The following is a 20,661-nucleotide window of genomic DNA, read 5'->3' on the forward strand; positions in this document are numbered from 1 at the left end:
CATCCGAATCATTTCGAAGTATGGTCGCCCGATCATGAGACTTCCTTACGCTAAATTAGCGTCGAGGAATTCTTTCAACTGACCTTTGGACAGTGCGCCGACTTTAGTCGCCGCAACTTCGCCGTTTTTGAACAGCAGCAGGGTCGGGATGCCACGGATACCATACTTCGGCGCGGTGCCTGGGTTTTGGTCAATGTTCAGTTTAGCAACCGTCAATTTGCCCTGATATTCGTCAGCGATTTCATCCAGAATTGGAGCGATCATTTTGCACGGACCGCACCACTCTGCCCAGAAATCAACGAGGATAGCTCCGTCCGCTTTGAGTACATCCGTGTCAAAACTGTCGTCAGTCAGGTGAATAATTTTATCGCTCATATTAACTCCACAGGAATAAGCCTGGTGCGTTGGTGTACCCTTAATCAACGACGTGTTGATGTAGCATTAACCAACTAAAGGTTGACTTTATTTCACCGGATACGCTTTCGTAAAGCAATAGTAAGCTGATATTCTACCACACTATGAGCAAAACACATTTAACAGAACAGAAGTTTTCCGACTTCGCCCTGCACCCAAAGGTGATCGAAGCCCTTGAAAACAAAGGGTTTCATAACTGCACGCCCATTCAGGCCCTCGCGCTGCCGCTAACGCTGGCAGGTCGTGATGTTGCAGGGCAGGCGCAAACCGGTACCGGAAAAACGATGGCGTTCCTGACGTCAACGTTTCATTATCTTCTCTCTCATCCCGCGATTGACGATCGCAAGGTGAACCAACCGCGTGCGTTAATTATGGCGCCAACGCGTGAGTTAGCCGTGCAGATCCACGCCGACGCCGAGCCGCTGGCACAGACCACCGGTCTGAAATTAGGCTTGGCTTATGGCGGCGACGGTTACGATAAACAGCTGAAAGTGCTGGAAAGCGGCGTCGATATTCTTATCGGCACGACCGGTCGTCTTATCGACTATGCAAAACAGAACCACATTAACCTGGGCGCGATTCAGGTCGTGGTGCTGGATGAAGCAGATCGTATGTACGATCTGGGCTTTATTAAAGATATCCGTTGGCTGTTCCGTCGTATGCCGCCAACCACCCAACGTCTGAACATGCTGTTTTCTGCAACCCTCTCTTACCGCGTTCGCGAACTGGCGTTTGAACAGATGAATAACGCCGAGTACGTTGAAGTCGAACCGGAACAGAAGACAGGTCATCGTATTAAAGAAGAACTCTTCTATCCTTCCAACGAAGAAAAAATGCGTTTGCTGCAAACGCTGATTGAAGAAGAGTGGCCAGATCGCGCTATCGTCTTTGCTAACACTAAGCATCGTTGTGAAGATATCTGGGGTAGTCTTGCCGCCGATGGTCATCGCGTTGGTCTACTGACCGGTGACGTAGCGCAGAAAAAACGTCTGCGTATCCTTGATGAGTTCACTCGTGGCGATCTGGATATTCTCGTTGCGACTGATGTCGCCGCGCGCGGTCTGCATATCCCAGCCGTAACGCATGTATTCAACTATGACCTGCCGGATGACTGTGAAGATTACGTTCACCGTATCGGTCGTACCGGCCGTGCTGGCGCGAGCGGTCACTCGATCAGCCTGGCCTGTGAAGAATACGCGCTGAATTTACCCGCTATCGAGACCTATATTGGCCACTCGATTCCGGTTAGTAAGTACAACCCGGATGCGCTGATGACCGATCTGCCGAAGCCGTTACGTTTAACGCGCCCACGCACTGGCAATGGCCCACGTCGTACCGGTGGTGCTCCGCGTAATCGTCGTCGTTCAGGTTAACGTAAGATATGCTCACAACCACTTCGCTGTACGCCGCAATCGATTTAGGCTCGAATAGTTTTCATATGCTGGTTGTGCGCGAGGTGGCGGGAAGCATCCAGACGCTCACGCGTATTAAACGCAAGGTGCGTCTGGCCGCTGGACTCAACAGCGACAACGTTCTCTCCGCTGAAGCCATGGAACGCGGCTGGCAATGCCTGCGCCTGTTTGCTGAACGCCTGCAGGATATCCCGCAACCGCAAATCCGTGTGGTCGCCACGGCAACATTGCGCATCGCGGTAAACGCCGATGTCTTTATCGCTAAAGCGCAAGAGATCCTCAGCTGCCCAGTCCAGGTCATCAGTGGTGAAGAAGAAGCGCGTCTGATTTATCAGGGTGTTGCTCACACCACTGGCGGTGCCGATCAGCGTCTGGTCGTTGATATTGGCGGCGCCAGTACCGAACTGGTTACCGGCTCAGGTGCCCAAACAACCTCCCTGTTCAGCCTGTCAATGGGCTGTGTCACCTGGCTTGAACGGTACTTCACCGATCGTAATCTGGCACAGGAAAACTTTGACGAAGCCGAGAAAGCGGCTCGTGAAGTTTTGCGCCCCGTCGCCGACAAACTGCGTTTTCATGGCTGGAAAGTTTGCGTCGGTGCCTCCGGTACCGTCCAGGCGTTGCAGGAAATCATGATGGCGCAGGGTATGGATGAGCGCATTACGCTGGCCAAACTTCAACAGCTTAAGCAACGTGCTATTCACTGCGGTCGCCTGGAAGAGCTAGAAATCGAAGGGTTAACGCTGGAACGCGCGCTGGTTTTCCCCAGCGGATTGGCCATTCTGCTCGCCATTTTCACTGAGTTGAATATTCAATGCATGACCCTGGCCGGCGGCGCACTGCGTGAAGGTCTGGTTTACGGTATGCTACACCTGCCTGTCGATCAGGATATTCGCAGCCGCACGCTGCGTAATATTCAGCGTCGCTTTATGGTCGACACCGATCAGGCGAACCGCGTCGCACAGTTGGCTGTACATTTATTCGATCAGGTGAAAGATGAGTGGCATCTTGAGGCCATTAGCCGCGAACTGCTGCAAAGTGCCTGTCAGTTGCATGAAATAGGGCTGAGCGTGGAATATAAGCAGGCTCCGCTGCATGCCGCCTGGCTGGTGCGTAATCTCGATCTTCCGGGCTTTACTCCCGCACAGAAAAAACTGTTAGCCACGCTGTTACTCAACCAGAGCAATCCTGTCGATCTCTCTTCGCTGCACCAGCAAAACGCTGTGCCACCGCGCATTGCGGAGCACCTTTGCCGTTTACTACGTCTGGCGATCATCTTCGCCGCACGCCGTCGCGACGATTTAGTGCCACACATCATCCTGCAAGCTCAGGATGAAAATCTGACGCTAACGTTGCCGGAAGGCTGGCTGGAACATCATCCATTAGGTAAAGAGTTAATCGATCAGGAAATCCAGTGGCAAAGCTATGTCCACTGGCCTCTGGACGTTCATTAACGCGGAATAGGCTACTTCAGCCCACTGGCTAAAACCCATCCTTCAGTCACCTTATGCGTCACCGGATGGGTATAGCGAACAAAGGAAAAGCCCGCGTACGCAGACCGATTTACCATCTGAACTTTGTCGTCAGCAATGATGAATGAATTATCTTCGCGAAGGCAGGCTTTATCCGGCGCATCATAGAAATAGAGGCGCGGTTGAGTCTGAGCGACTTTACGCTCAACAAACTCTTCCGGCGCAGGATTCTTTAACCCCGATTTATCCCTGGCATCGTTGCATACCAGATCGACCGCCTCCAGATGATTGGCTTCTATCCAACCAACGTAACCACCGTATCCTGCCAACAAATAACCATGTGAATCGTTACCCCGCACAGACTCATAAAACTTTTGCGTTTCTTCATCCCGGGCAATGCTGAACCCCGTTCTGGATACGATATCACCGGGTACGATAAAAATTGATTCACTGCGGCACTGCGCTACCGGAGCGGCATAGAACCAGGCGCGAGACTTACCCGTCAACGCATAACGCGGGAAATCAATGGTGGCATCCAGTTTCAGTTTCTGATTTAAATCCTGACATTCCCGCATACGGGTTAAACATTGTTGAAAGTGTTTGCCTTTTTGCGGGTCAAATTGCAGTTGTTCATCATTAATGTCCGTCAGGATATTTTTAGCCGGATGATAAGTCACCCAGCCAAGATGCCCGGCTCCGGGGGTATCCGGGGTGCTTTTTTTCCGCCGATCAAACAATTGGAGCATAACGTTACTCTCATCATCTTCTTCGGCTTCAATACGTAAATCTTTCGCACCAACATGCTCTGCAATCATTAATGGCTGATTACTGCTGGCAACCATATTCACCATCGACACAGAACAATAGTCAAAAAACTCAAATCTATCTGTTGCAGACGCCGTTGCGGTATAGAACATCCCTGACAAAATGACCAATACAAACTTCAACATCTCATCAACCTCCCTGTTGTGCTGGCTGCCGGATGACGCTTATACGCCCTGGAAAATATCTACTTCTCTTTTGCTTTCGCCATCATCGCCCGAATATTGGCGATGCTGGCCTGTCCCTTTTGCATCCGCTCCTCGGCGCTTACCACTTTACGCTCCTGTTCCCAGATAACGTCATCTTGTGGCAGTTCCAACAAGAATCGGCTCGGTTCTGGTCTCACCAGCTCACCGTACTGGCGGCGCTCTTTGCACAGCGTGAAGATAAGTTCTTTCTGCGCACGCGTAATTCCGACGTAAGCCAGACGACGCTCTTCATCGATGTTGTCTTCATCAATGCTGCTCTGGTGCGGCAAAAATCCTTCTTCCATTCCCACCATAAACACGTAAGGGAACTCCAGCCCCTTTGAGGCATGCAGCGTCATCAACTGCACCTGATCCAGCTCTTCTTCGCTCTCTCCGCGCTCCATCATGTCGCGCAGGGTAAAGCGGGTAACGACCTGAGTCAGGGTCATGGGTTCTTCCAGCTCACTGCCTTCCAGCATCTCCGTCATCCAACTGAACAGGGTGTTGACGTTTTTCATACGCATCTCTGCCGCTTTCGGGCTCGGCGAGGTTTCATACAGCCAGGATTCATAATCAATGCCGTGGATCAAATCGCGCACGGCGGCAACCGGCTCGCGCTCCGCCAGGCGTTGGATTTCACCCAGCCAGTGCGTAAAACGGGTCAGAGAATCATACCCACGTCCGGTCAGTGTCTGGCTAAGCCCCATATCAAAGCTGGCGGTAAACAGGCTTTTGTTGCGGGTCATCGCCCATTCACCGAGCTTTTGCAGCGTGGCAGGACCGATTTCACGTTTTGGCGTGTTTACGATGCGTAAAAATGCGCTGTCGTCATCCGGATTGCTCAGCACACGCAGGTAGGCCAGCAGATCTTTAATCTCCGGACGCGAGAAGAACGACGTTCCACCAGAAATTTTGTACGGGATGCGGTTCTGCATCAAAAATTTTTCAAATACCCGCGACTGATGATTACCGCGATACAGGATGGCGTAGTCTTTATATTGCGTCTTGTTCACAAAGTGATGGGCAATTAATTCCCCGGTGACGCGTTCCGCTTCATGCTCTTCATTATTCGCACTCAGCACCTTCAGCTCAGCCCCATAGCCCAGCTCGGAGAAAAGCCGCTTTTCAAAGACGTGCGGGTTGTTAGCAATGAGAATGTTCGCCGCCTTCAGGATACGCCCGGAGGAACGGTAGTTTTGCTCCAGCTTCACCACCTGTAGCGCCGGAAAATCTTTGCTTAGCAGTACCAGGTTCTGCGGACGCGCGCCGCGCCAGGAGTAAATAGACTGATCGTCATCACCCACCACGGTAAAGCGCGCACGTTGCCCCACCAGCAGCTTCACCAGCTCGTACTGGCTGGTGTTGGTATCCTGGTATTCATCCACCAGCAGGTAGCGGATTTTGTTCTGCCAGCGCTCGCGCACCTCTTCATTACGCTGAAGCAGCAGCGTCGGCAGTAGGATCAGATCGTCAAAGTCCAGCACGTTGCACGCCTTCATATGCGCGTCGTACAGGCCATAGCAGTGAGCAAAAATGCGATCGCGCTCGCCTTTCGCACTGGCCGCCGCCTGTGCCGGGGTCATCAGATCGTTTTTCCAGTTGGAGATCGTCGAGATCAGCTGTTGAAGAATAAGTTTATCGTCTTCAATTAACCCTTCGGTCAGTTCCTTAAGCAGGGCCACCTGATCGGTATCGTCAAATAACGAGAAGTTCGACTTCATCCCCAGCGCCGCATATTCGCGCTTTATGACGTCCAGTCCCAGCGTGTGGAATGTGGAGATCATCAGCCCACGCGCCTCTTTACGACCCAGCGTTTGCGCCACGCGCTCTTTCATCTCGCGCGCAGCCTTATTGGTAAAGGTCACGGCCGCAATATGGCGTGCCTGATAACCACATTCACGGATCAGATGTGCGATTTTGTTAGTGATAACACGCGTCTTGCCGGAACCCGCCCCCGCCAGCACCAGGCAAGGTCCGGTGACGAATTCGACGGCTTGTTGTTGTCCGGGGTTCAAACGCATAAAGGGTCACTCATGAAAGTCGGGAGGGGAGAATAACAGCGTGGTAGTATAGCCAGCCTTAACCACCCCACTCAAGGCACGATCATGGCAAAAACAGCAGCAGCAGTGCATATCCTTGTTAAAGAAGAGAAACTGGCACTGGATCTTCTGGAACAGATTAAAAACGGCGCCGACTTCGGCAAACTGGCGAAGAAACACTCTATCTGCCCATCAGGCAAACGCGGCGGTGATTTAGGCGAGTTCCGCCAGGGCCAGATGGTTCCGGCGTTCGATAAAGTCGTCTTCTCTTGCCCTGTACTGGAGCCGACCGGCCCACTGCATACCCAGTTCGGTTATCACATCATTAAAGTGCTATACCGTAACTAATAAAAAGCCCGGAGTATCAACCTCCGGGCTTTTTTGCCTGATAGCGTTATGCTTATCCAGCTACGGCAATGCGCTTCATATCGGTCATGTAGCCACGCAGTTTCTGGCCTACTTTCTCGATTTCATGGCTACGGATCGCGTCATTCACGTCGCGCAGCTGCGCGTTGTCTACCGCGCCTTCGGCAATCGCTTTGCCCAGGTCGCCAGTCTGCAGAGTCGTCATGAACTCTTTCAGCAGCGGTACGCAAGCGTAAGAGAACAGATAGTTACCATATTCTGCTGTATCGGAGATAACCACGTTCATCTCGTACAGACGCTTACGAGCGATGGTATTCGCGATCAGCGGCAGCTCGTGCAGCGATTCGTAGTAAGCGGATTCTTCGATAATGCCGGAATCGACCATGGTTTCGAACGCCAGCTCAACGCCTGCTTTCACCATCGCGATCATCAGTACACCTTTATCGAAGTACTCCTGCTCACCGATTTTACCTTCAAACTGTGGGGCGGTTTCGAACGCGGTTTTGCCGGTCTCTTCACGCCAGGTCAGCAGTTTCTTATCATCGTTGGCCCAGTCAGCCATCATGCCGGAAGAGAATTCACCGGAGATAATGTCGTCCATGTGCTTCTGGAACAGCGGCGCCATGATCTCTTTCAGCTGCTCAGAGAGCGCGTAAGCACGCAGTTTCGCTGGGTTGGACAGACGGTCCATCATCAGGGTGATCCCACCCTGCTTCAGCGCTTCGGTGATGGTTTCCCAGCCGAACTGAATCAGTTTTTCCGCGTAAGCCGGGTCGGTCCCTTCTTCCACCAGCTTGTCGAAGCACAGCAGAGAACCGGCTTGCAACATGCCGCACAGAATGGTCTGCTCACCCATCAGGTCAGATTTCACTTCCGCCACGAAGGAGGATTCCAGCACGCCCGCACGGTGACCGCCGGTGGCTGCTGCCCACGCTTTGGCGATAGCCATGCCTTCGCCTTTCGGATCGTTTTCCGGGTGAACGGCGATCAGGGTCGGAACGCCGAAACCACGTTTGTATTCTTCACGGACTTCGGTGCCCGGACACTTCGGCGCCACCATCACTACGGTGATGTCTTTACGGATCTGCTCGCCCACTTCCACGATGTTGAAACCGTGGGAGTAACCCAGCGCCGCACCGTCTTTCATCAGCGGTTGTACGGAACGTACCACGTCAGAGTGCTGCTTGTCCGGGGTCAGGTTAACCACCAGGTCAGCCTGCGGGATCAGCTCTTCATAGGTCCCGACTTTGAAGCCGTTTTCGGTCGCTTTGCGCCAGGAAGCACGCTTCTCAGCAATCGCTTCTTTACGCAGGGCATAAGAGATATCCAGACCGGAGTCACGCATGTTCAGTCCCTGGTTCAGACCCTGTGCGCCACAGCCGACGATGACCACTTTTTTACCCTGAAGGTAGCTTGCGCCATCGGCGAATTCGTCGCGGCCCATAAAGCGACATTTGCCCAGCTGTGCCAACTGCTGGCGCAGGTTCAGTGTATTAAAGTAGTTAGCCATGGTGGTGTACTCCGTGATGTTGTGTTGTGGTGCTTATTATTCGGTTCGCGTTTCAGCGGGATTAGACTCACATTACAACAGGAAATTTATTGCGGAAATTGATATATTCACAACGTCACATTGCAATATCTGCAACGTCAAAATAAAGAGGCTCGCCGGTGGATTTACGCGATCTGAAAATGTTCCTGCATCTGGCAGAAAGTCGCCATTTTGGCCGCAGCGCGCGGGCGATGCACGTCAGCCCTTCCACGCTTTCGCGCCAGATCCAGCGCCTGGAAGAAGACCTCGGCCAGCCGCTGTTTGTGCGCGATAACCGCACGGTCACCCTGACCGAAGCAGGTGAAGAGCTGCGCGTATTCGCCCAGCAGACACTGCTGCAATACCAGCAGCTGCGCCACACCCTCGATCAACAGGGACCGTCGTTGTCTGGCGAGTTACATATCTTCTGCTCTGTCACCGCCGCGTACAGCCACCTGCCGCCAATCCTCGACCGCTTCCGCGCCGAGCATCCTTCGGTGGAAATCAAGCTCACCACTGGCGACGCCGCCGATGCGATGGACAAAGTGGTCACCGGCGAGGCCGATCTGGCGATTGCCGGTAAGCCCGAGATGCTGCCCGGCGCGGTGGCGTTTTCGATGCTGGAGAATCTGACGGTCGTATTGATCGCCCCGGCACTGCCCTGCCCGGTGCGTAATCAGGTTTCCGTCGAGAAACCCGACTGGTCGACGGTACCGTTTATCATGGCCGACCAGGGGCCGGTACGCCGCCGTATTGAGCTGTGGTTCCGCCGCCACAAAATCAGCAACCCGTCGATTTACGCCACGGTGGGCGGTCATGAAGCGATGGTCTCGATGGTGGCGCTCGGCTGCGGCGTGGCGCTGCTGCCGGAAGTTGTGCTGGAAAACAGCCCGGAGCCGGTGCGTAATCGCGTGATGATTTTAGAGCGCAGCGACGAGAAAACACCGTTCGAGCTGGGCGTCTGCGCGCCGAAAAAGCGGCTGCATGAGCCGCTAATTGATGCGTTCTGGAAAATTGTTCTGGAGCGTAAATCCACCGAGTAGCGCCAGCATCAGGCCTAAAATCAGTGGTAGATTCAGTATTGGCACTCCTTTTCTGTATAATGTCACGTGCCATAATAGATGTGGGGGGCTTGTTAACCATCACGTTTAGCAAGCCAGAACAGACGGTGTCATTGCGCACTTGACAGCGAAAATACAAACTTAATTAGCCATCATTATGATAATCAAACCAAAAATTCGTGGATTCATCTGTACAACGACCCATCCGACTGGCTGCAAAGTCAATGTGGAAAAACAGATCGATTATGTGAAGAAAAACGGGAAAATCGCTAACGGCCCTTCCCGCGTGCTGGTCATCGGTGCTTCCACCGGTTACGGTCTGGCGTCCAGAATTTCCGCCGCCTTTGGCAGCGGTGCCGCCACTATCGGCGTATTTTTCGAAAAACCAGGCACGGAAACCAAACCGGGTTCCGCGGGCTGGTATAACTCTGCAGCCTTCGATGAAGCCGCTAAGCGCGAAGGCCTGTACGCCAAAAGCATCAACGGCGACGCGTTCTCCGACGAGTGCCGTGATGAAGTCATCAAACTGATCAAAGAAGACCTGGGTCAGATTGATCTGGTGGTTTACTCGCTGGCTTCCCCGGTGCGTAAAATGCCGAAAACCGGTGAAATCGTCCGTTCGGCGCTGAAGCCAATCGGTGAGGTTTACACCTCTAAAGCGATTGATACCAACAAAGATCAGATCATCACCGCCAGCATTGAGCCGGCAACGGAAGAAGAAGTTCAGAACACCGTTACTGTGATGGGCGGTGAAGACTGGGAACTGTGGATGGGCGCGCTGAGCGAAGCGGGCGTGCTGGCTGATGGCGTGAAAACCGTGGCCTACTCCTACATCGGAACCGACCTGACCTGGCCAATCTACTGGCACGGCGCGCTGGGCAAAGCAAAAGAAGACCTCGACCGCGCGGCAGGTGCGCTGCGTGATCAGCTGGCTCCGCTGCACGGTTCTGCGAACGTTGCCGTACTGAAATCCGTGATCACTCAGGCATCTTCTGCGATCCCGGTAATGCCGCTGTACATCTCTATGGTCTTCAAACTGATGAAAGCGCAGGGGATTCATGAAGGCTGTATCGAGCAGATCAACCGTCTGATGACCACCAGCCTGTACGGCGACAAAGTGGCGCTTGATGACAACCAGCGTATCCGTATGGATGACTGGGAACTGCGCGAAGACATTCAGCAGGCATGTCGCGATCTGTGGCCGCTGATCACCACCGAAAACCTGGCGCAAGAAACTGACTATGCAGGGTACAAGCAGGAATTCCTGAACCTGTTCGGTTTTGGCCTCGACGAAGTGGATTACGATGCTGACGTGAACACCGAAGTCGAATTCGACGTCATCACGCTGTAATTTGCAGATACAGTTGCAAAAAGGGTTCATGTGAAAACATGAACCCTTTTTTAATGGCGACTGCTAACCCGCGAGGAAAAAACGGAACGCCGGGTTATGCGTTTCATCATGACAATCATAGCCCAGTTCGTTCAGCCGCGTTTCGAAATCAGGCTCGTGCTCACCCAACTCAAACGCCGCCAGTACACGACCGTAATCGGTGCCGTGACTGCGGTAGTGGAATAATGAAATATTCCAGTGCGTACCCAGGGTATGCAGGAATTTGAGCAACGCCCCTGGCGATTCGGGGAATTCAAAGCTGAACAGACGTTCCTGCAAGGGTTTCGACGGACGGCCGCCAACCATATAGCGCACGTGCAGCTTCGCCATTTCGTCGTCAGACAGATCCACCACGCTGTAACCGCCGTCACTAAGCAACTGGAGGATTTCTTTACGTTCTTCCAGACCACGACTCAGGCGTACGCCGACAAAAATGCAGGCATCTTTGGCATCGGCAAAGCGGTAGTTAAACTCGGTCACCGAGCGTCCACCCAGCAACTGGCAGAACTTGAGGAAGCTGCCTTTTTCTTCCGGGATAGTGACTGCCAGCAGCGCTTCGCGCTGTTCTCCCAACTCACAGCGTTCAGACACGTAGCGCAGGCCGTGGAAGTTAACGTTCGCACCTGACAACACATGTGCCAGTCGTTCACCGCGAATATTATGCTGGGCGATGTACTTTTTCATCCCTGCTAATGCCAACGCCCCGGAAGGTTCCGCCACCGCACGCACGTCTTCGAACAGGTCTTTCATTGCCGCGCAGATTGCATCGCTATCAACGGTAACGATGTCGTCGAGGTATTCCTGGCACAGACGGAAAGTTTCATCGCCGATACGCTTCACCGCCACACCTTCAGCAAAGAGACCCACACGCGGAAGATCGACCGGTTGTCCGGCATCCAGCGCCGCTTTCAGGCAGGCGGAATCTTCAGCTTCCACGGCAATCACTTTGATCTGTGGCATCAGCTGTTTGATCAACACCGCCACGCCTGCCGCTAATCCGCCGCCGCCTACCGGGACAAATACGCGGTCGAGGTGAGCATCCTGTTGCAATAACTCCAGCGCCAGCGTGCCCTGCCCGGCAATCACCATCGGATGGTCAAACGGCGGAACCCAGGTAAAACCCTGCTGCTGCGACAGCTCAATCGCTTTGGCTTTGGCTTCATCAAAATTCGCGCCGTGCAACAGCACTTCTCCACCGAAGCCGCGTACGGCATCAACTTTGATATCGGCGGTAGCCGTTGGCATGACAATCAGTGCCTTCACGCCTAATCGCGCAGAAGAGAACGCGACACCTTGAGCATGATTACCCGCCGATGCGGTGATGACCCCATGCGCTTTTTGCTCTTCGGTCAGGCCCGCCATCATGGCGTAGGCTCCACGCAGCTTGAAGCTGTGAACGGGTTGACGGTCTTCGCGCTTGACCAGAATCACGTTATCGAGGCGCGAAGAGAGCTTTTCCATTTTTTGTAGCGGCGTTACCTGCGCCGCTTCGTATACCGGCGCACGCAGTACCGCTCTGAGATACTCAGCGCCCTCAGGAGCACCGGATAGAGGTTGTGAATCCGCCATGATCATTATCCCCCGAGTTTTGACTTATCGCGCACCGCGCCTTTGTCGGCGCTGGTTGCCAGACTGGCATAGGCGCGTAGCGCAAAAGAAACCTGACGCTGACGATCTTTAGGCGTCCAGGCTTTGTCACCGCGTGCTTCCTGCGCTTCGCGACGCGCAGCGATTTCCGCATCACTTAGTTGTAACTGGATACCGCGATTCGGGATATCAATAGCAATCATGTCGCCATCTTCGATGATCGCAATGTTGCCACCGCTGGCCGCTTCCGGGGAAACGTGGCCGATAGACAGGCCGGATGTGCCGCCGGAGAAACGTCCGTCGGTGATCAACGCACAGGCTTTACCAAGGCCCATCGATTTCAGGAAGGTGGTTGGGTAGAGCATTTCCTGCATGCCCGGCCCGCCTTTCGGTCCTTCGTAACGAATGACAACCACGTCGCCCGCCACCACTTTGCCGCCAAGGATCGCCTCAACCGCGTCATCCTGGCTTTCGTACACTTTCGCCGGGCCGGTAAATTTCAGGATGCTGTCATCCACACCTGCGGTTTTCACGATACAGCCGTTTTCCGCGAAGTTACCGTAGAGTACCGCCAGACCGCCGTCTTTACTGTAAGCGTGTTCCAGCGAACGGATACAGCCTTCGGCACGATCGTCATCCAGCGTGTCCCAGCGGCAGTCCTGCGAGAACGCCTGGGTGGTACGGATGCCCGCCGGGCCAGCGCGGAACATTTTTTTCACCGCATCATCTTTGGTCAGCATCACATCATACCGATCAAGCGTTTGCGGCAGAGTCAGTCCCAGCACGTTTTTCACGTCACGGTTCAGCAGCCCGGCTCGGTCCAGTTCGCCTAAAATACCCAGTACGCCGCCTGCGCGGTGCACGTCTTCCATATGGTATTTCTGCGTGCTCGGCGCCACTTTACACAGCTGTGGGACTTTGCGGGACAGCTTGTCGATATCACTCATGGTGAAGTCGATTTCCGCTTCCTGTGCGGCCGCCAGCAGGTGCAGAACGGTGTTGGTGGAGCCGCCCATGGCGATATCCAACGTCATGGCATTCTCAAACGCCGCCTTGCTGGCAATGTTGCGCGGCAGCGCAGAAGCATCATCCTGCTCATAGTAGCGTTTAGTCAGCTCAACGATGCGTTTACCCGCGTTAAGGAACAACGTTTTACGGTCGGCGTGAGTCGCCAGCAGCGAACCGTTACCCGGCTGCGATAAACCCAGCGCTTCGGTCAGACAGTTCATGGAGTTTGCGGTGAACATCCCGGAGCATGAGCCGCAGGTCGGACAGGCAGAACGTTCAACCTGCTCGCTCTGCGAGTCGGAAACTTTCGGGTCAGCGCCTTGAATCATCGCATCAACCAGGTCGAGCTTGATAATTTGGTCAGAGAGCTTGGTTTTCCCGGCTTCCATCGGGCCGCCGGAAACAAAGATCACCGGAATGTTCAGGCGCAAGGAGGCCATTAACATCCCCGGGGTAATTTTGTCGCAGTTAGAGATACAGACCATCGCATCGGCGCAGTGAGCGTTAACCATGTACTCAACGGAGTCAGCGATCAGCTCGCGCGACGGCAGTGAATACAGCATGCCCCCGTGGCCCATGGCGATACCATCATCCACAGCAATGGTGTTGAACTCTTTTGCCACACCGCCTGAGGCTTCGATTTGTTCGGCAACCAGCTTACCGAGATCGCGCAGGTGGACATGGCCCGGCACAAACTGGGTAAAAGAGTTCACCACAGCAATAATCGGTTTACCGAAATCATCATCGGTCATCCCGGTGGCGCGCCACAGTGCGCGGGCACCCGCCATATTGCGGCCGTGGGTGGTGGTAGCAGAACGATACTTAGGCATGCTTGATTAACTCCCGTCTGTCTAATAATTGGGACGGTGCGTGCCGTCCCAAATTTATGTTTATTGATTAACCTGATCCAACCAGCCGTATTTATCTTCCGTTTCACCGGTGAAGAGGCCAAAGAAGGCCTGCTGGATGCGTTTGGTGACCGGACCACAGCGGCCTTCGCCCACCTGGATACCATCGACGCTACGTACTGGGGTGATTTCGGCCGCAGTACCGGACATAAATACTTCGTCGGCCAGGTACAGCGATTCACGGGAAAGCACCTGCTCACGCACTTCAATATTGAGATCTTTCGCCAGCTTAATGATCGCGTCACGGGTGATACCCGGCAGGGCGGAAGAAGTAAATGGCGGAGTAAATAAAATGCCGTCTTTTACTTCAAACAGGTTTTCGCCCGCGCCTTCTGAGATGTAGCCATTCACATCCAGCGCAATACCTTCCTGGTAGCCATGACGACGCGCTTCGCTACCCACCAGCAGTGAAGACAAATAGTTACCACCAGCCTTGGCAGCGGTAGGGATAGTATTCGGTGCAACGCGGTTCCAGGAAGAAACCATCGCGTCGATCCCCTGTTCCAACGCTTCAGCTCCGAGGTAAGCCCCCCACGGGAACGCGGCGATAATCACATCAGTGGTGTAACCCGCTGGCGGGTTAACGCCCATCCCTACATCGCCAACAAACACCAGTGGACGGATATAGGCGCTGGTCAGGTTGTTTTTACGAATCACTTCGCGGCACGCTTCCATCAGCTCATCAACGCTCTGAGATACCGGAAAACGATAGATCTTGGCTGAATCACGCAGACGCTGCATATGTTCACGATGACGGAACACCACCGGCCCTTTGTGAGAATCGTAGCAACGAATACCTTCAAATACGGAAGTACCGTAGTGCAGCGCGTGGGACATCACGTGGACCTTCGCGTCTTCCCAACGAATCATCTCGCCATTAGACCAAATGTAATCAGCTTTTTTCGTCGTCATTTTTCTTCCTTTTGCGCTCAGGCGCGGATTTGTTGTGATGTGGTTGTGCTCTGACAGATGGCAACATGTGCAACATCCACCAGTTTACTTAACTGACTAAACAGTAAGTCGACCGACCGGGGGCTGGCAACGGTCAATTCGATATTTATATTCTGCGCATCGCTGGCGGCTTCCATATTCATGGAGCACACCTGAAAACCACGATGGCGTACCACGCGTAAAACACGTTCTAACGTTTCCGGATTGAAACGAGCCTCAACGGCGACCTGATGTTGCATCATGATAATTTCTCCAGCATTTCTGAGTTGCTGGCGCCAGGTGGCACCAGAGGCCAGACATTCTCAAGTTCGTCGATTGAGACATGAAGCAGATATGGCCCCTCGCTGTTCAGCATGGTGTCGAGTGCCGCTTCAACCTGGTCTTTACGGGTGATGTGCTGGCCAGGTATGCCGAAAGCGCTGGCCAACATGAGGAAATCGGGGTTATCGGTAAGGGTAGTTTCGCTATAACGTTCCTGAAAAAACAGCTGCTGCCATTGTCGCACCATGCCTAACCGCTGGTTGTCGAGTAAAACTATCTTCAGTGGCAACTGCTTGCGTTTTACGGTGCCCAGCTCCTGTACATTCATCATGAAGGAACCGTCACCGGAGATACAGATTACCGTATCATTCGGGCGAGCAACCTGCGCGCCAACCGCAGCAGGCAAGCCAAAGCCCATCGTACCCAAGCCGCTCGACGTGATAAAATTTTCCGGGCGGGTGTAGGTCATATGCTGTGCCGACCACATCTGATGCTGACCAACATCCGTTGTTACTACGCTGTCGGCTGGTTTGCGGTCTGAAAGCTGTTTCAGCAATAACGGCGCATAAATAGCTTCGCCCGGATGGTCATAGCGCCAGGTATGCTCTGCGCGCAGCTCAGCACTGTACTGACGCCATTCGTCAATCTTCAACGGTTGCTGTAATGCCGGCAGCAACGCATTTAAATCGCCTTGCAGCGCCACGTGCGCCTGGCGCAGTTTATTCATTTCCGCCGGGTCGATATCCATGTGGATCACGCTGGCGTTCGGTGCGAAAGTATTCAGCTTACCGGTCACCCGGTCATCAAAACGTGCGCCAACTGCAATCAGTAAATCACACTCTTGCACCGCGAAATTTGCAGCTTTAGTACCGTGCATTCCCAACATACCCAAATAGTATGGGTAGTTAGCATCTACTGCGCCCAGGCCTTTCAGCGTACAGGCGACCGGCATTTGGGTAAGCATAATAAACTCACGCAGGGCCGGAACTGCCTGCGCCATGCCTACGCCGCCACCTACGTACAGGATCGGTTTTTGCGCCTGCGCCAGCATGTTACGCGCCTGCTCAACATCAGCGTGCGGGAAAGCCTCAATGTTTTCGACGGTCGTAAAATATGGCTCCAGCGAACCGCTGGCTAATTGGATGTCTTTTGGGATATCAACCAGAACCGGGCCCGGACGACCGGAATTCGCCACGGCGAAAGCCTCAGCCATGATGCGCGGCAGTTCTTCCAGTGATTGCACCAGAAAACTGTGTTTGGTGCAGGACAGAGACATACCCAGAACATCCACTTCCTGGAATGCATCCGTTCCGATGAAAGGTGATGCCACCTGACCGGTGATCGCCACCACAGGAACAGAATCTAACAGCGCATCGGCAAGTCCGGTGATCAGGTTAGTAGCACCAGGACCGGAAGTGGCGATACAAACGCCGGTTTTACCCGTCGCTCGGGCATAGCCAATCGCCGCCATCGCTGCGCCCTGCTCATGTCTGCACAACAGGTGTTCTACGCCGCCGTCATACAGCGCATCGTAAACCGGCATAATTGCGCCACCGGGATAACCAAAGACGGTTTGAACCCCCTGTGCACGCAACGCATGTACCACCCACTGTGCCCCATTCATAGTTACATCCCCGCCGTAAATCTTGAGAAACAGAATTTTATGCTGATACTCACTTTCTGCTCCTCGTTTAAGTTTTTAAGGTCAAAAAAAACCCCCGAACCTTTCGGTGCGGGGGTCTTAGTTCGTTAAGGCTTGTTTTCTAAGCCTTTCCTCGTCCAAGTGCAGCCCCGCACGGTGGGATAATAATCACCACCACGCTAATCACGACCAGGCTAATCACTCGTAGAAGGGCTGTCATTTTTGTATTTTCTTGCATCTTGTTCGAAGGAATACCTAAAGAGTTACCATAGAATTTGCAAATGACACAAGATATTTTTTTATTCGTTTTTCTGACGCCATTAACGGTTTAGATAAATATCGTTGTTTTTTATACAAAAAATCAAAAATGAAAATATTTCACGTTTCAGGTAATTCTCAGCAGCCCGATCCCCAATAAAAAGTCTATTCAAAAGCATTTGCGGGCGTCATCCCAGACTAGATGCAACTTATTGTGAATTACAATAAAACACATGAATCAGCACCTAAAAGGCGTAATTATGTAAAATCTTGCCGCGATGTATTGCGACATAATACTGTCATCAGGAGGCATTATGTCACTATCGATCATTCATACACGCGCCGCGTTGGGCGTAAATGCACCCGCCATTACTGTCGAGGTACATATCAGCAACGGCCTGCCCGGTTTAACCATGGTGGGGCTGCCGGAAACGACGGTGAAAGAGGCTCGCGATCGGGTACGCAGTGCGATAATTAATAGCGGGTATGAATTCCCGGCAAAGAAGATAACCATAAATCTCGCTCCAGCCGATCTTCCGAAAGAAGGGGGGCGATATGATTTACCTATCGCTGTTGCGCTTCTGGCCGCTTCTGAGCAGCTTACAACCCATAATCTCGATGCATATGAGCTGGTCGGTGAATTAGCGCTTACAGGCGCGTTACGCGGCGTTCCCGGCGCGATATCAAGCGCAACCGAAGCCATTCGTGCAGGCAGGAGAATTATTGTCGCCACAGAGAATGCCGCTGAAGTTGGACTGATACACGGCGAAGGATGCCTGATCGCAGATCACCTGCAGACCGTATGCGCATTTCTCGAAGGTAAGCACGATTTAGACAGGCCCTCAGCCGCAGATTTTACGCCCGACGCATTCGCCGACGACCTGAGCGATGTTATCGGCCAGGAACAGGGTAAACGCGGGCTGGAGCTTACCGCAGCTGGCGGTCATAACCTCTTGCTCATTGGCCCGCCGGGTACGGGCAAGACCATGTTGGCCAGTCGCCTCAGAGGTCTGCTCCCACCGCTTAACAACGATGAAGCGCTGGAAAGTGCTGCGATACTCAGTCTGGTTAATTCCGAAACGATACAAAAACAATGGAAGCAACGCCCTTTTCGTTCACCACATCACAGTGCTTCATTAACGGCCATGGTCGGTGGAGGCTCTATTCCTGCACCAGGCGAGATCTCTCTGGCGCATAACGGCATACTGTTTCTGGATGAACTACCCGAGTTTGAACGGCGTACGCTGGATGCCTTGCGCGAACCCATCGAGTCCGGGCAGATCCATCTATCCCGCACCAGAGCAAAAATAACCTATCCCGCGCGCTTTCAACTTATAGCAGCGATGAATCCAAGCCCTACAGGCCATTATCAGGGGAATCATAATCGCTGTACTCCAGAACAGACGCTGCGCTACCTCAATCGACTGTCAGGACCATTTCTCGATCGCTTCGACCTCTCCCTCGAAATCCCCTTACCACCGCCCGGCATACTCAGTCAGAGCGCAGTGAAAGGGGAAGATAGTGCAACGGTTAAGCAACGCGTTATAGCAGCACGAGAGCGTCAGTATCTGCGGCAAAATAAGTTAAACGCGCACCTGAACAGCCAGGATATTCATAAATACTGCCCACTGCACAGCGACGATGCTCAATGGCTGGAAGAAACGCTCGCGCATCTCGGATTATCTATCCGCGCCTGGCTGCGTCTGATAAAGGTCGCTAGAACGATTGCGGATATAGAACAATGTGATCGCATCTCTCGCCAACACTTACAGGAAGCCGTTGGATACCGGGCGATAGACAGGTTACTCATTCATTTGCAGAAACTACTGGCATAAAAAAAGGGCTTTCGCCCTTTTTTATTAATCATCAGATTCGGTGTAGTCTTCTGCGCCTTCCACCTGAGGTTTCCCACCAGAAAGCGTGTGGAAGCGTTTTGGACGCTTAATACGCGTCATGTATTTAGACCACACGCGTTCAGCTTCAGTAACCGGCTCACGTTCACCACGGCATACCGCAACAAACAGTTTCTCTTCTTCAGTTACCGGCTCACGCTTACCCAGATCCAGCTCGTTGAAAGCATAACCGTGACGCTCAAGCAGTTGTGCTTCTTTAATGGTGAAATCACCATGACGGGAGAATCCGCGGGGATAATATTTATTATCGAAATATCGATTAGTCGTCGTAAAGCTTTCCGCCATCCTGCACGCTCCTAATTCTTTGGCCGAGCTATTTATGGCGCGGAGTATTAGTTACGCTTGACAGAGCGTCAAACAAAAGATTTAAATCATAACGACAAATTATTTTATGGAGCGAGTTGTGGATACGGAATTGTTAAAAACTTTCCTGGAAGTTAGCCGGACACGCCACTTTGGCAGGGCTGCTGAAGCGCTCTATCTGACCCAGTCAGCGGTTAGTTTTCGGATCAGACAGCTGGAAAATCAATTGGGTGTAAACCTGTTCACTCGACACAGAAACAATATCCGTTTGACCGCCGCAGGTGAAAAATTATTGCCTTACGCTGAAACCCTGATGAATACGTGGCAAGCAGCACGTAAGGAAGTTGCGAATACCTCGCGGCATAACGAGTTTTCTATCGGCGCCAGCGCATCTCTCTGGGAGTGCATGCTTAATGACTGGTTGAGACGTTTATATCAATCTCAGGAGCCACAGTCCAGCCTGCAGTTTGAAGCGAGGATCGCTCAGCGCCAGTCATTGGTAAAACAGCTTCATGAACGACAGCTTGATCTACTGATTACGACCGAAACGCCCAAAATGGACGAATTTAGCAGCCAACTGTTGGGATATTTCACGCTGGCGCTCTATTGTAGTTCTCCATCGCAAACCAAAGATGAACTGAACTATCTACGTCTGGAATGGGGACCCGATTTTCAACAACACGAAGCGGGATTGATCGCGGGAGATGAAGTGCCGGTACTCACCACCAGTTCAGCTGAACTGGCCAGGCAACAGCTTTCTGTGATTAAGGGCTTTAGCTGGCTTCCTGTCAACTGGGCCAAAACCAAAAGCGATCTCCATACGGTTACCGACAGTACAACGCTATCTCGCCCTTTATATGCAGTTTGGCTGCAAAACAGCGATAAACATGCACTGATCTGCGATCTATTGAGAACAAATATTCTGGAAGATTAAGGTAAATACTGGCAAGGATGCCGGGAGTAAAAACAGAAGGAAGACAATGTTGAATTGCACGAAAAAAAAATCCTTAGCAAGAATGCTAAGGATTGTTTCTGGCAGGGGCGGAGAGACTCGAACTCGCGACACCCGGTTTTGGAGACCGGTGCTCTACCAACTGAGCTACGCCCCTAAATTTTCTTATCATTAAGCCTGCTTGAT

The 20,661-nt window shown here is 52.9% G+C and carries 18 protein-coding genes and 1 tRNA gene; 7 read left to right on the forward strand and 12 right to left on the reverse strand.

All coding sequences use genetic code 11. The features are described from left to right. Nucleotides 1-45: 45 nt before the first annotated feature. Nucleotides 46-375, reverse strand: coding sequence for a thioredoxin TrxA (trxA, locus tag NMD08_RS25395; protein WP_001280776.1), 330 nt, complete (start codon nt 373-375; stop codon nt 46-48). A gap of 143 nt (nt 376-518) precedes the next feature. Here trxA and rhlB point away from each other — a divergent pair, with 143 nt between their 5' ends. Both rhlB and gppA read left to right on the forward strand, forming a co-directional pair. Next, entirely contained in the window at nt 519-1,787 is a 1,269-nt protein-coding gene (gene rhlB / locus NMD08_RS25400) for an ATP-dependent RNA helicase RhlB (RefSeq protein WP_187254145.1), read from the forward strand. A gap of 8 nt (nt 1,788-1,795) precedes the next feature. Further along, nucleotides 1,796-3,280 carry a guanosine-5'-triphosphate,3'-diphosphate diphosphatase gene (gppA, locus tag NMD08_RS25405; protein WP_187260250.1) on the forward strand — a complete coding sequence of 495 codons (1,485 nt, stop codon included), beginning with the start codon at nt 1,796-1,798 and terminating at the stop codon, nt 3,278-3,280. A gap of 11 nt (nt 3,281-3,291) precedes the next feature. On the opposite strand, the gene NMD08_RS25410 is transcribed toward gppA, so the two are convergent. Both NMD08_RS25410 and rep read right to left on the reverse strand, forming a co-directional pair. Next, a complete protein-coding gene (locus NMD08_RS25410; protein ID WP_151217277.1) occupies nt 3,292-4,248 on the reverse strand; it encodes a hypothetical protein in 957 nt (318 codons plus the stop codon). 59 nt (nt 4,249-4,307) lie between these two features. Further along, nucleotides 4,308-6,329, reverse strand: coding sequence for a DNA helicase Rep (gene rep / locus NMD08_RS25415; RefSeq protein ID WP_187254142.1), 2,022 nt, complete (start codon nt 6,327-6,329; stop codon nt 4,308-4,310). 84 nt (nt 6,330-6,413) lie between these two features. Between rep and ppiC the strand changes: the two genes are divergently transcribed. Continuing rightward, on the forward strand, nt 6,414-6,695 hold the full coding sequence (gene ppiC / locus NMD08_RS25420) for a peptidylprolyl isomerase PpiC (protein ID WP_003017999.1): 282 nt from the start codon (nt 6,414-6,416) through the stop codon (nt 6,693-6,695). A 52-nt stretch (nt 6,696-6,747) separates the two neighbouring features. On the opposite strand, the gene ilvC is transcribed toward ppiC, so the two are convergent. Further along, nucleotides 6,748-8,223: a ketol-acid reductoisomerase gene (gene ilvC / locus NMD08_RS25425; protein ID WP_151217281.1), complete on the reverse strand. Its 1,476-nt coding sequence runs from the start codon at nt 8,221-8,223 to the stop codon at nt 6,748-6,750. A 158-nt stretch (nt 8,224-8,381) separates the two neighbouring features. On the opposite strand from ilvC, the gene ilvY reads away from it, so the two are divergent. Together ilvY and fabV are read left to right on the forward strand one after the other, a co-directional pair. Then, nucleotides 8,382-9,284: an HTH-type transcriptional activator IlvY gene (gene ilvY, locus NMD08_RS25430; RefSeq protein ID WP_151217283.1), complete on the forward strand. Its 903-nt coding sequence runs from the start codon at nt 8,382-8,384 to the stop codon at nt 9,282-9,284. Between the two features lie 175 nt (nt 9,285-9,459). Further along, entirely contained in the window at nt 9,460-10,653 is a 1,194-nt protein-coding gene (gene fabV, locus NMD08_RS25435) for an enoyl-ACP reductase FabV (protein WP_187254141.1), read from the forward strand. Nucleotides 10,654-10,716: 63 nt separating this feature from the next. Here fabV and ilvA read toward each other — a convergent pair whose 3' ends face one another. From ilvA to ilvL, 6 genes are all read right to left on the reverse strand, one after another. After that, nucleotides 10,717-12,261 carry a threonine ammonia-lyase, biosynthetic gene (gene ilvA, locus NMD08_RS25440; RefSeq protein ID WP_151217287.1) on the reverse strand — a complete coding sequence of 515 codons (1,545 nt, stop codon included), beginning with the start codon at nt 12,259-12,261 and terminating at the stop codon, nt 10,717-10,719. A gap of 5 nt (nt 12,262-12,266) precedes the next feature. Next, entirely contained in the window at nt 12,267-14,117 is a 1,851-nt protein-coding gene (gene ilvD, locus NMD08_RS25445) for a dihydroxy-acid dehydratase (RefSeq protein ID WP_003844609.1), read from the reverse strand. A 60-nt stretch (nt 14,118-14,177) separates the two neighbouring features. After that, nucleotides 14,178-15,107, reverse strand: a complete 930-nt coding sequence (locus tag NMD08_RS25450; protein WP_151217290.1) for a branched-chain amino acid transaminase — start codon at nt 15,105-15,107, stop codon at nt 14,178-14,180. 17 nt (nt 15,108-15,124) lie between these two features. Then, nucleotides 15,125-15,388: an acetolactate synthase 2 small subunit gene (gene ilvM / locus NMD08_RS25455; RefSeq protein WP_003018017.1), complete on the reverse strand. Its 264-nt coding sequence runs from the start codon at nt 15,386-15,388 to the stop codon at nt 15,125-15,127. After that, nucleotides 15,385-17,031: an acetolactate synthase 2 catalytic subunit gene (gene ilvG, locus NMD08_RS25460; protein WP_370619268.1), complete on the reverse strand. Its 1,647-nt coding sequence runs from the start codon at nt 17,029-17,031 to the stop codon at nt 15,385-15,387. Before ilvG ends, ilvM begins: the two co-directional genes overlap by 4 nt. A gap of 139 nt (nt 17,032-17,170) precedes the next feature. Beyond that, a complete protein-coding gene (ilvL, locus tag NMD08_RS25465; RefSeq protein ID WP_001311244.1) occupies nt 17,171-17,269 on the reverse strand; it encodes an ilv operon leader peptide in 99 nt (32 codons plus the stop codon). A 352-nt stretch (nt 17,270-17,621) separates the two neighbouring features. On the opposite strand from ilvL, the gene NMD08_RS25470 reads away from it, so the two are divergent. Beyond that, entirely contained in the window at nt 17,622-19,142 is a 1,521-nt protein-coding gene (locus tag NMD08_RS25470) for a YifB family Mg chelatase-like AAA ATPase (RefSeq protein ID WP_370619270.1), read from the forward strand. A gap of 24 nt (nt 19,143-19,166) precedes the next feature. On the opposite strand, the gene maoP is transcribed toward NMD08_RS25470, so the two are convergent. After that, nucleotides 19,167-19,505 (reverse strand): macrodomain Ori organization protein MaoP, encoded by a 339-nt coding sequence (gene maoP / locus NMD08_RS25475; protein ID WP_003018025.1) that lies wholly within the window; start codon nt 19,503-19,505, stop codon nt 19,167-19,169. A gap of 106 nt (nt 19,506-19,611) precedes the next feature. On the opposite strand from maoP, the gene hdfR reads away from it, so the two are divergent. Then, complete coding sequence (gene hdfR / locus NMD08_RS25480) at nt 19,612-20,457, forward strand: HTH-type transcriptional regulator HdfR (protein ID WP_151217296.1); 846 nt, start codon at nt 19,612-19,614, stop codon at nt 20,455-20,457. A 99-nt stretch (nt 20,458-20,556) separates the two neighbouring features. Here hdfR and NMD08_RS25485 read toward each other — a convergent pair. Then, a tRNA-Trp gene (locus tag NMD08_RS25485) sits at nt 20,557-20,632 on the reverse strand. Nucleotides 20,633-20,661: the final 29 nt, after the last annotated feature.

The organism is Citrobacter meridianamericanus (genome assembly GCF_041320245.1).
Taxonomy (GTDB): Bacteria; Pseudomonadota; Gammaproteobacteria; order Enterobacterales; family Enterobacteriaceae; genus Citrobacter; species Citrobacter meridianamericanus.

Excerpts from the sequence above, each read along its gene's own strand:
- NMD08_RS25450 (WP_151217290.1), bottom strand. The coding sequence starts at position 15,107 with ATGACGACGAAAAAAGCTGATTACATTTGGTCTAATGGCGAGATGATT.
- trxA (WP_001280776.1), bottom strand. The coding sequence starts at position 375 with ATGAGCGATAAAATTATTCACCTGACTGACGACAGTTTTGACACGGAT.
- gppA (WP_187260250.1), top strand. The coding sequence starts at position 1,796 with ATGCTCACAACCACTTCGCTGTACGCCGCAATCGATTTAGGCTCGAAT.
- ilvL (WP_001311244.1), bottom strand. The coding sequence starts at position 17,269 with ATGACAGCCCTTCTACGAGTGATTAGCCTGGTCGTGATTAGCGTGGTG.
- ilvD (WP_003844609.1), bottom strand. The coding sequence starts at position 14,117 with ATGCCTAAGTATCGTTCTGCTACCACCACCCACGGCCGCAATATGGCG.
- ilvG (WP_370619268.1), bottom strand. The coding sequence starts at position 17,031 with ATGAATGGGGCACAGTGGGTGGTACATGCGTTGCGTGCACAGGGGGTT.
- fabV (WP_187254141.1), top strand. The coding sequence starts at position 9,460 with ATGATAATCAAACCAAAAATTCGTGGATTCATCTGTACAACGACCCAT.
- hdfR (WP_151217296.1), top strand. The coding sequence starts at position 19,612 with ATGGAGCGAGTTGTGGATACGGAATTGTTAAAAACTTTCCTGGAAGTT.
- maoP (WP_003018025.1), bottom strand. The coding sequence starts at position 19,505 with ATGGCGGAAAGCTTTACGACGACTAATCGATATTTCGATAATAAATAT.
- NMD08_RS25470 (WP_370619270.1), top strand. The coding sequence starts at position 17,622 with ATGTCACTATCGATCATTCATACACGCGCCGCGTTGGGCGTAAATGCA.
- NMD08_RS25410 (WP_151217277.1), bottom strand. The coding sequence starts at position 4,248 with ATGTTGAAGTTTGTATTGGTCATTTTGTCAGGGATGTTCTATACCGCA.
- ilvC (WP_151217281.1), bottom strand. The coding sequence starts at position 8,223 with ATGGCTAACTACTTTAATACACTGAACCTGCGCCAGCAGTTGGCACAG.
- rhlB (WP_187254145.1), top strand. The coding sequence starts at position 519 with ATGAGCAAAACACATTTAACAGAACAGAAGTTTTCCGACTTCGCCCTG.
- rep (WP_187254142.1), bottom strand. The coding sequence starts at position 6,329 with ATGCGTTTGAACCCCGGACAACAACAAGCCGTCGAATTCGTCACCGGA.
- ilvM (WP_003018017.1), bottom strand. The coding sequence starts at position 15,388 with ATGATGCAACATCAGGTCGCCGTTGAGGCTCGTTTCAATCCGGAAACG.
- ilvA (WP_151217287.1), bottom strand. The coding sequence starts at position 12,261 with ATGGCGGATTCACAACCTCTATCCGGTGCTCCTGAGGGCGCTGAGTAT.
- ppiC (WP_003017999.1), top strand. The coding sequence starts at position 6,414 with ATGGCAAAAACAGCAGCAGCAGTGCATATCCTTGTTAAAGAAGAGAAA.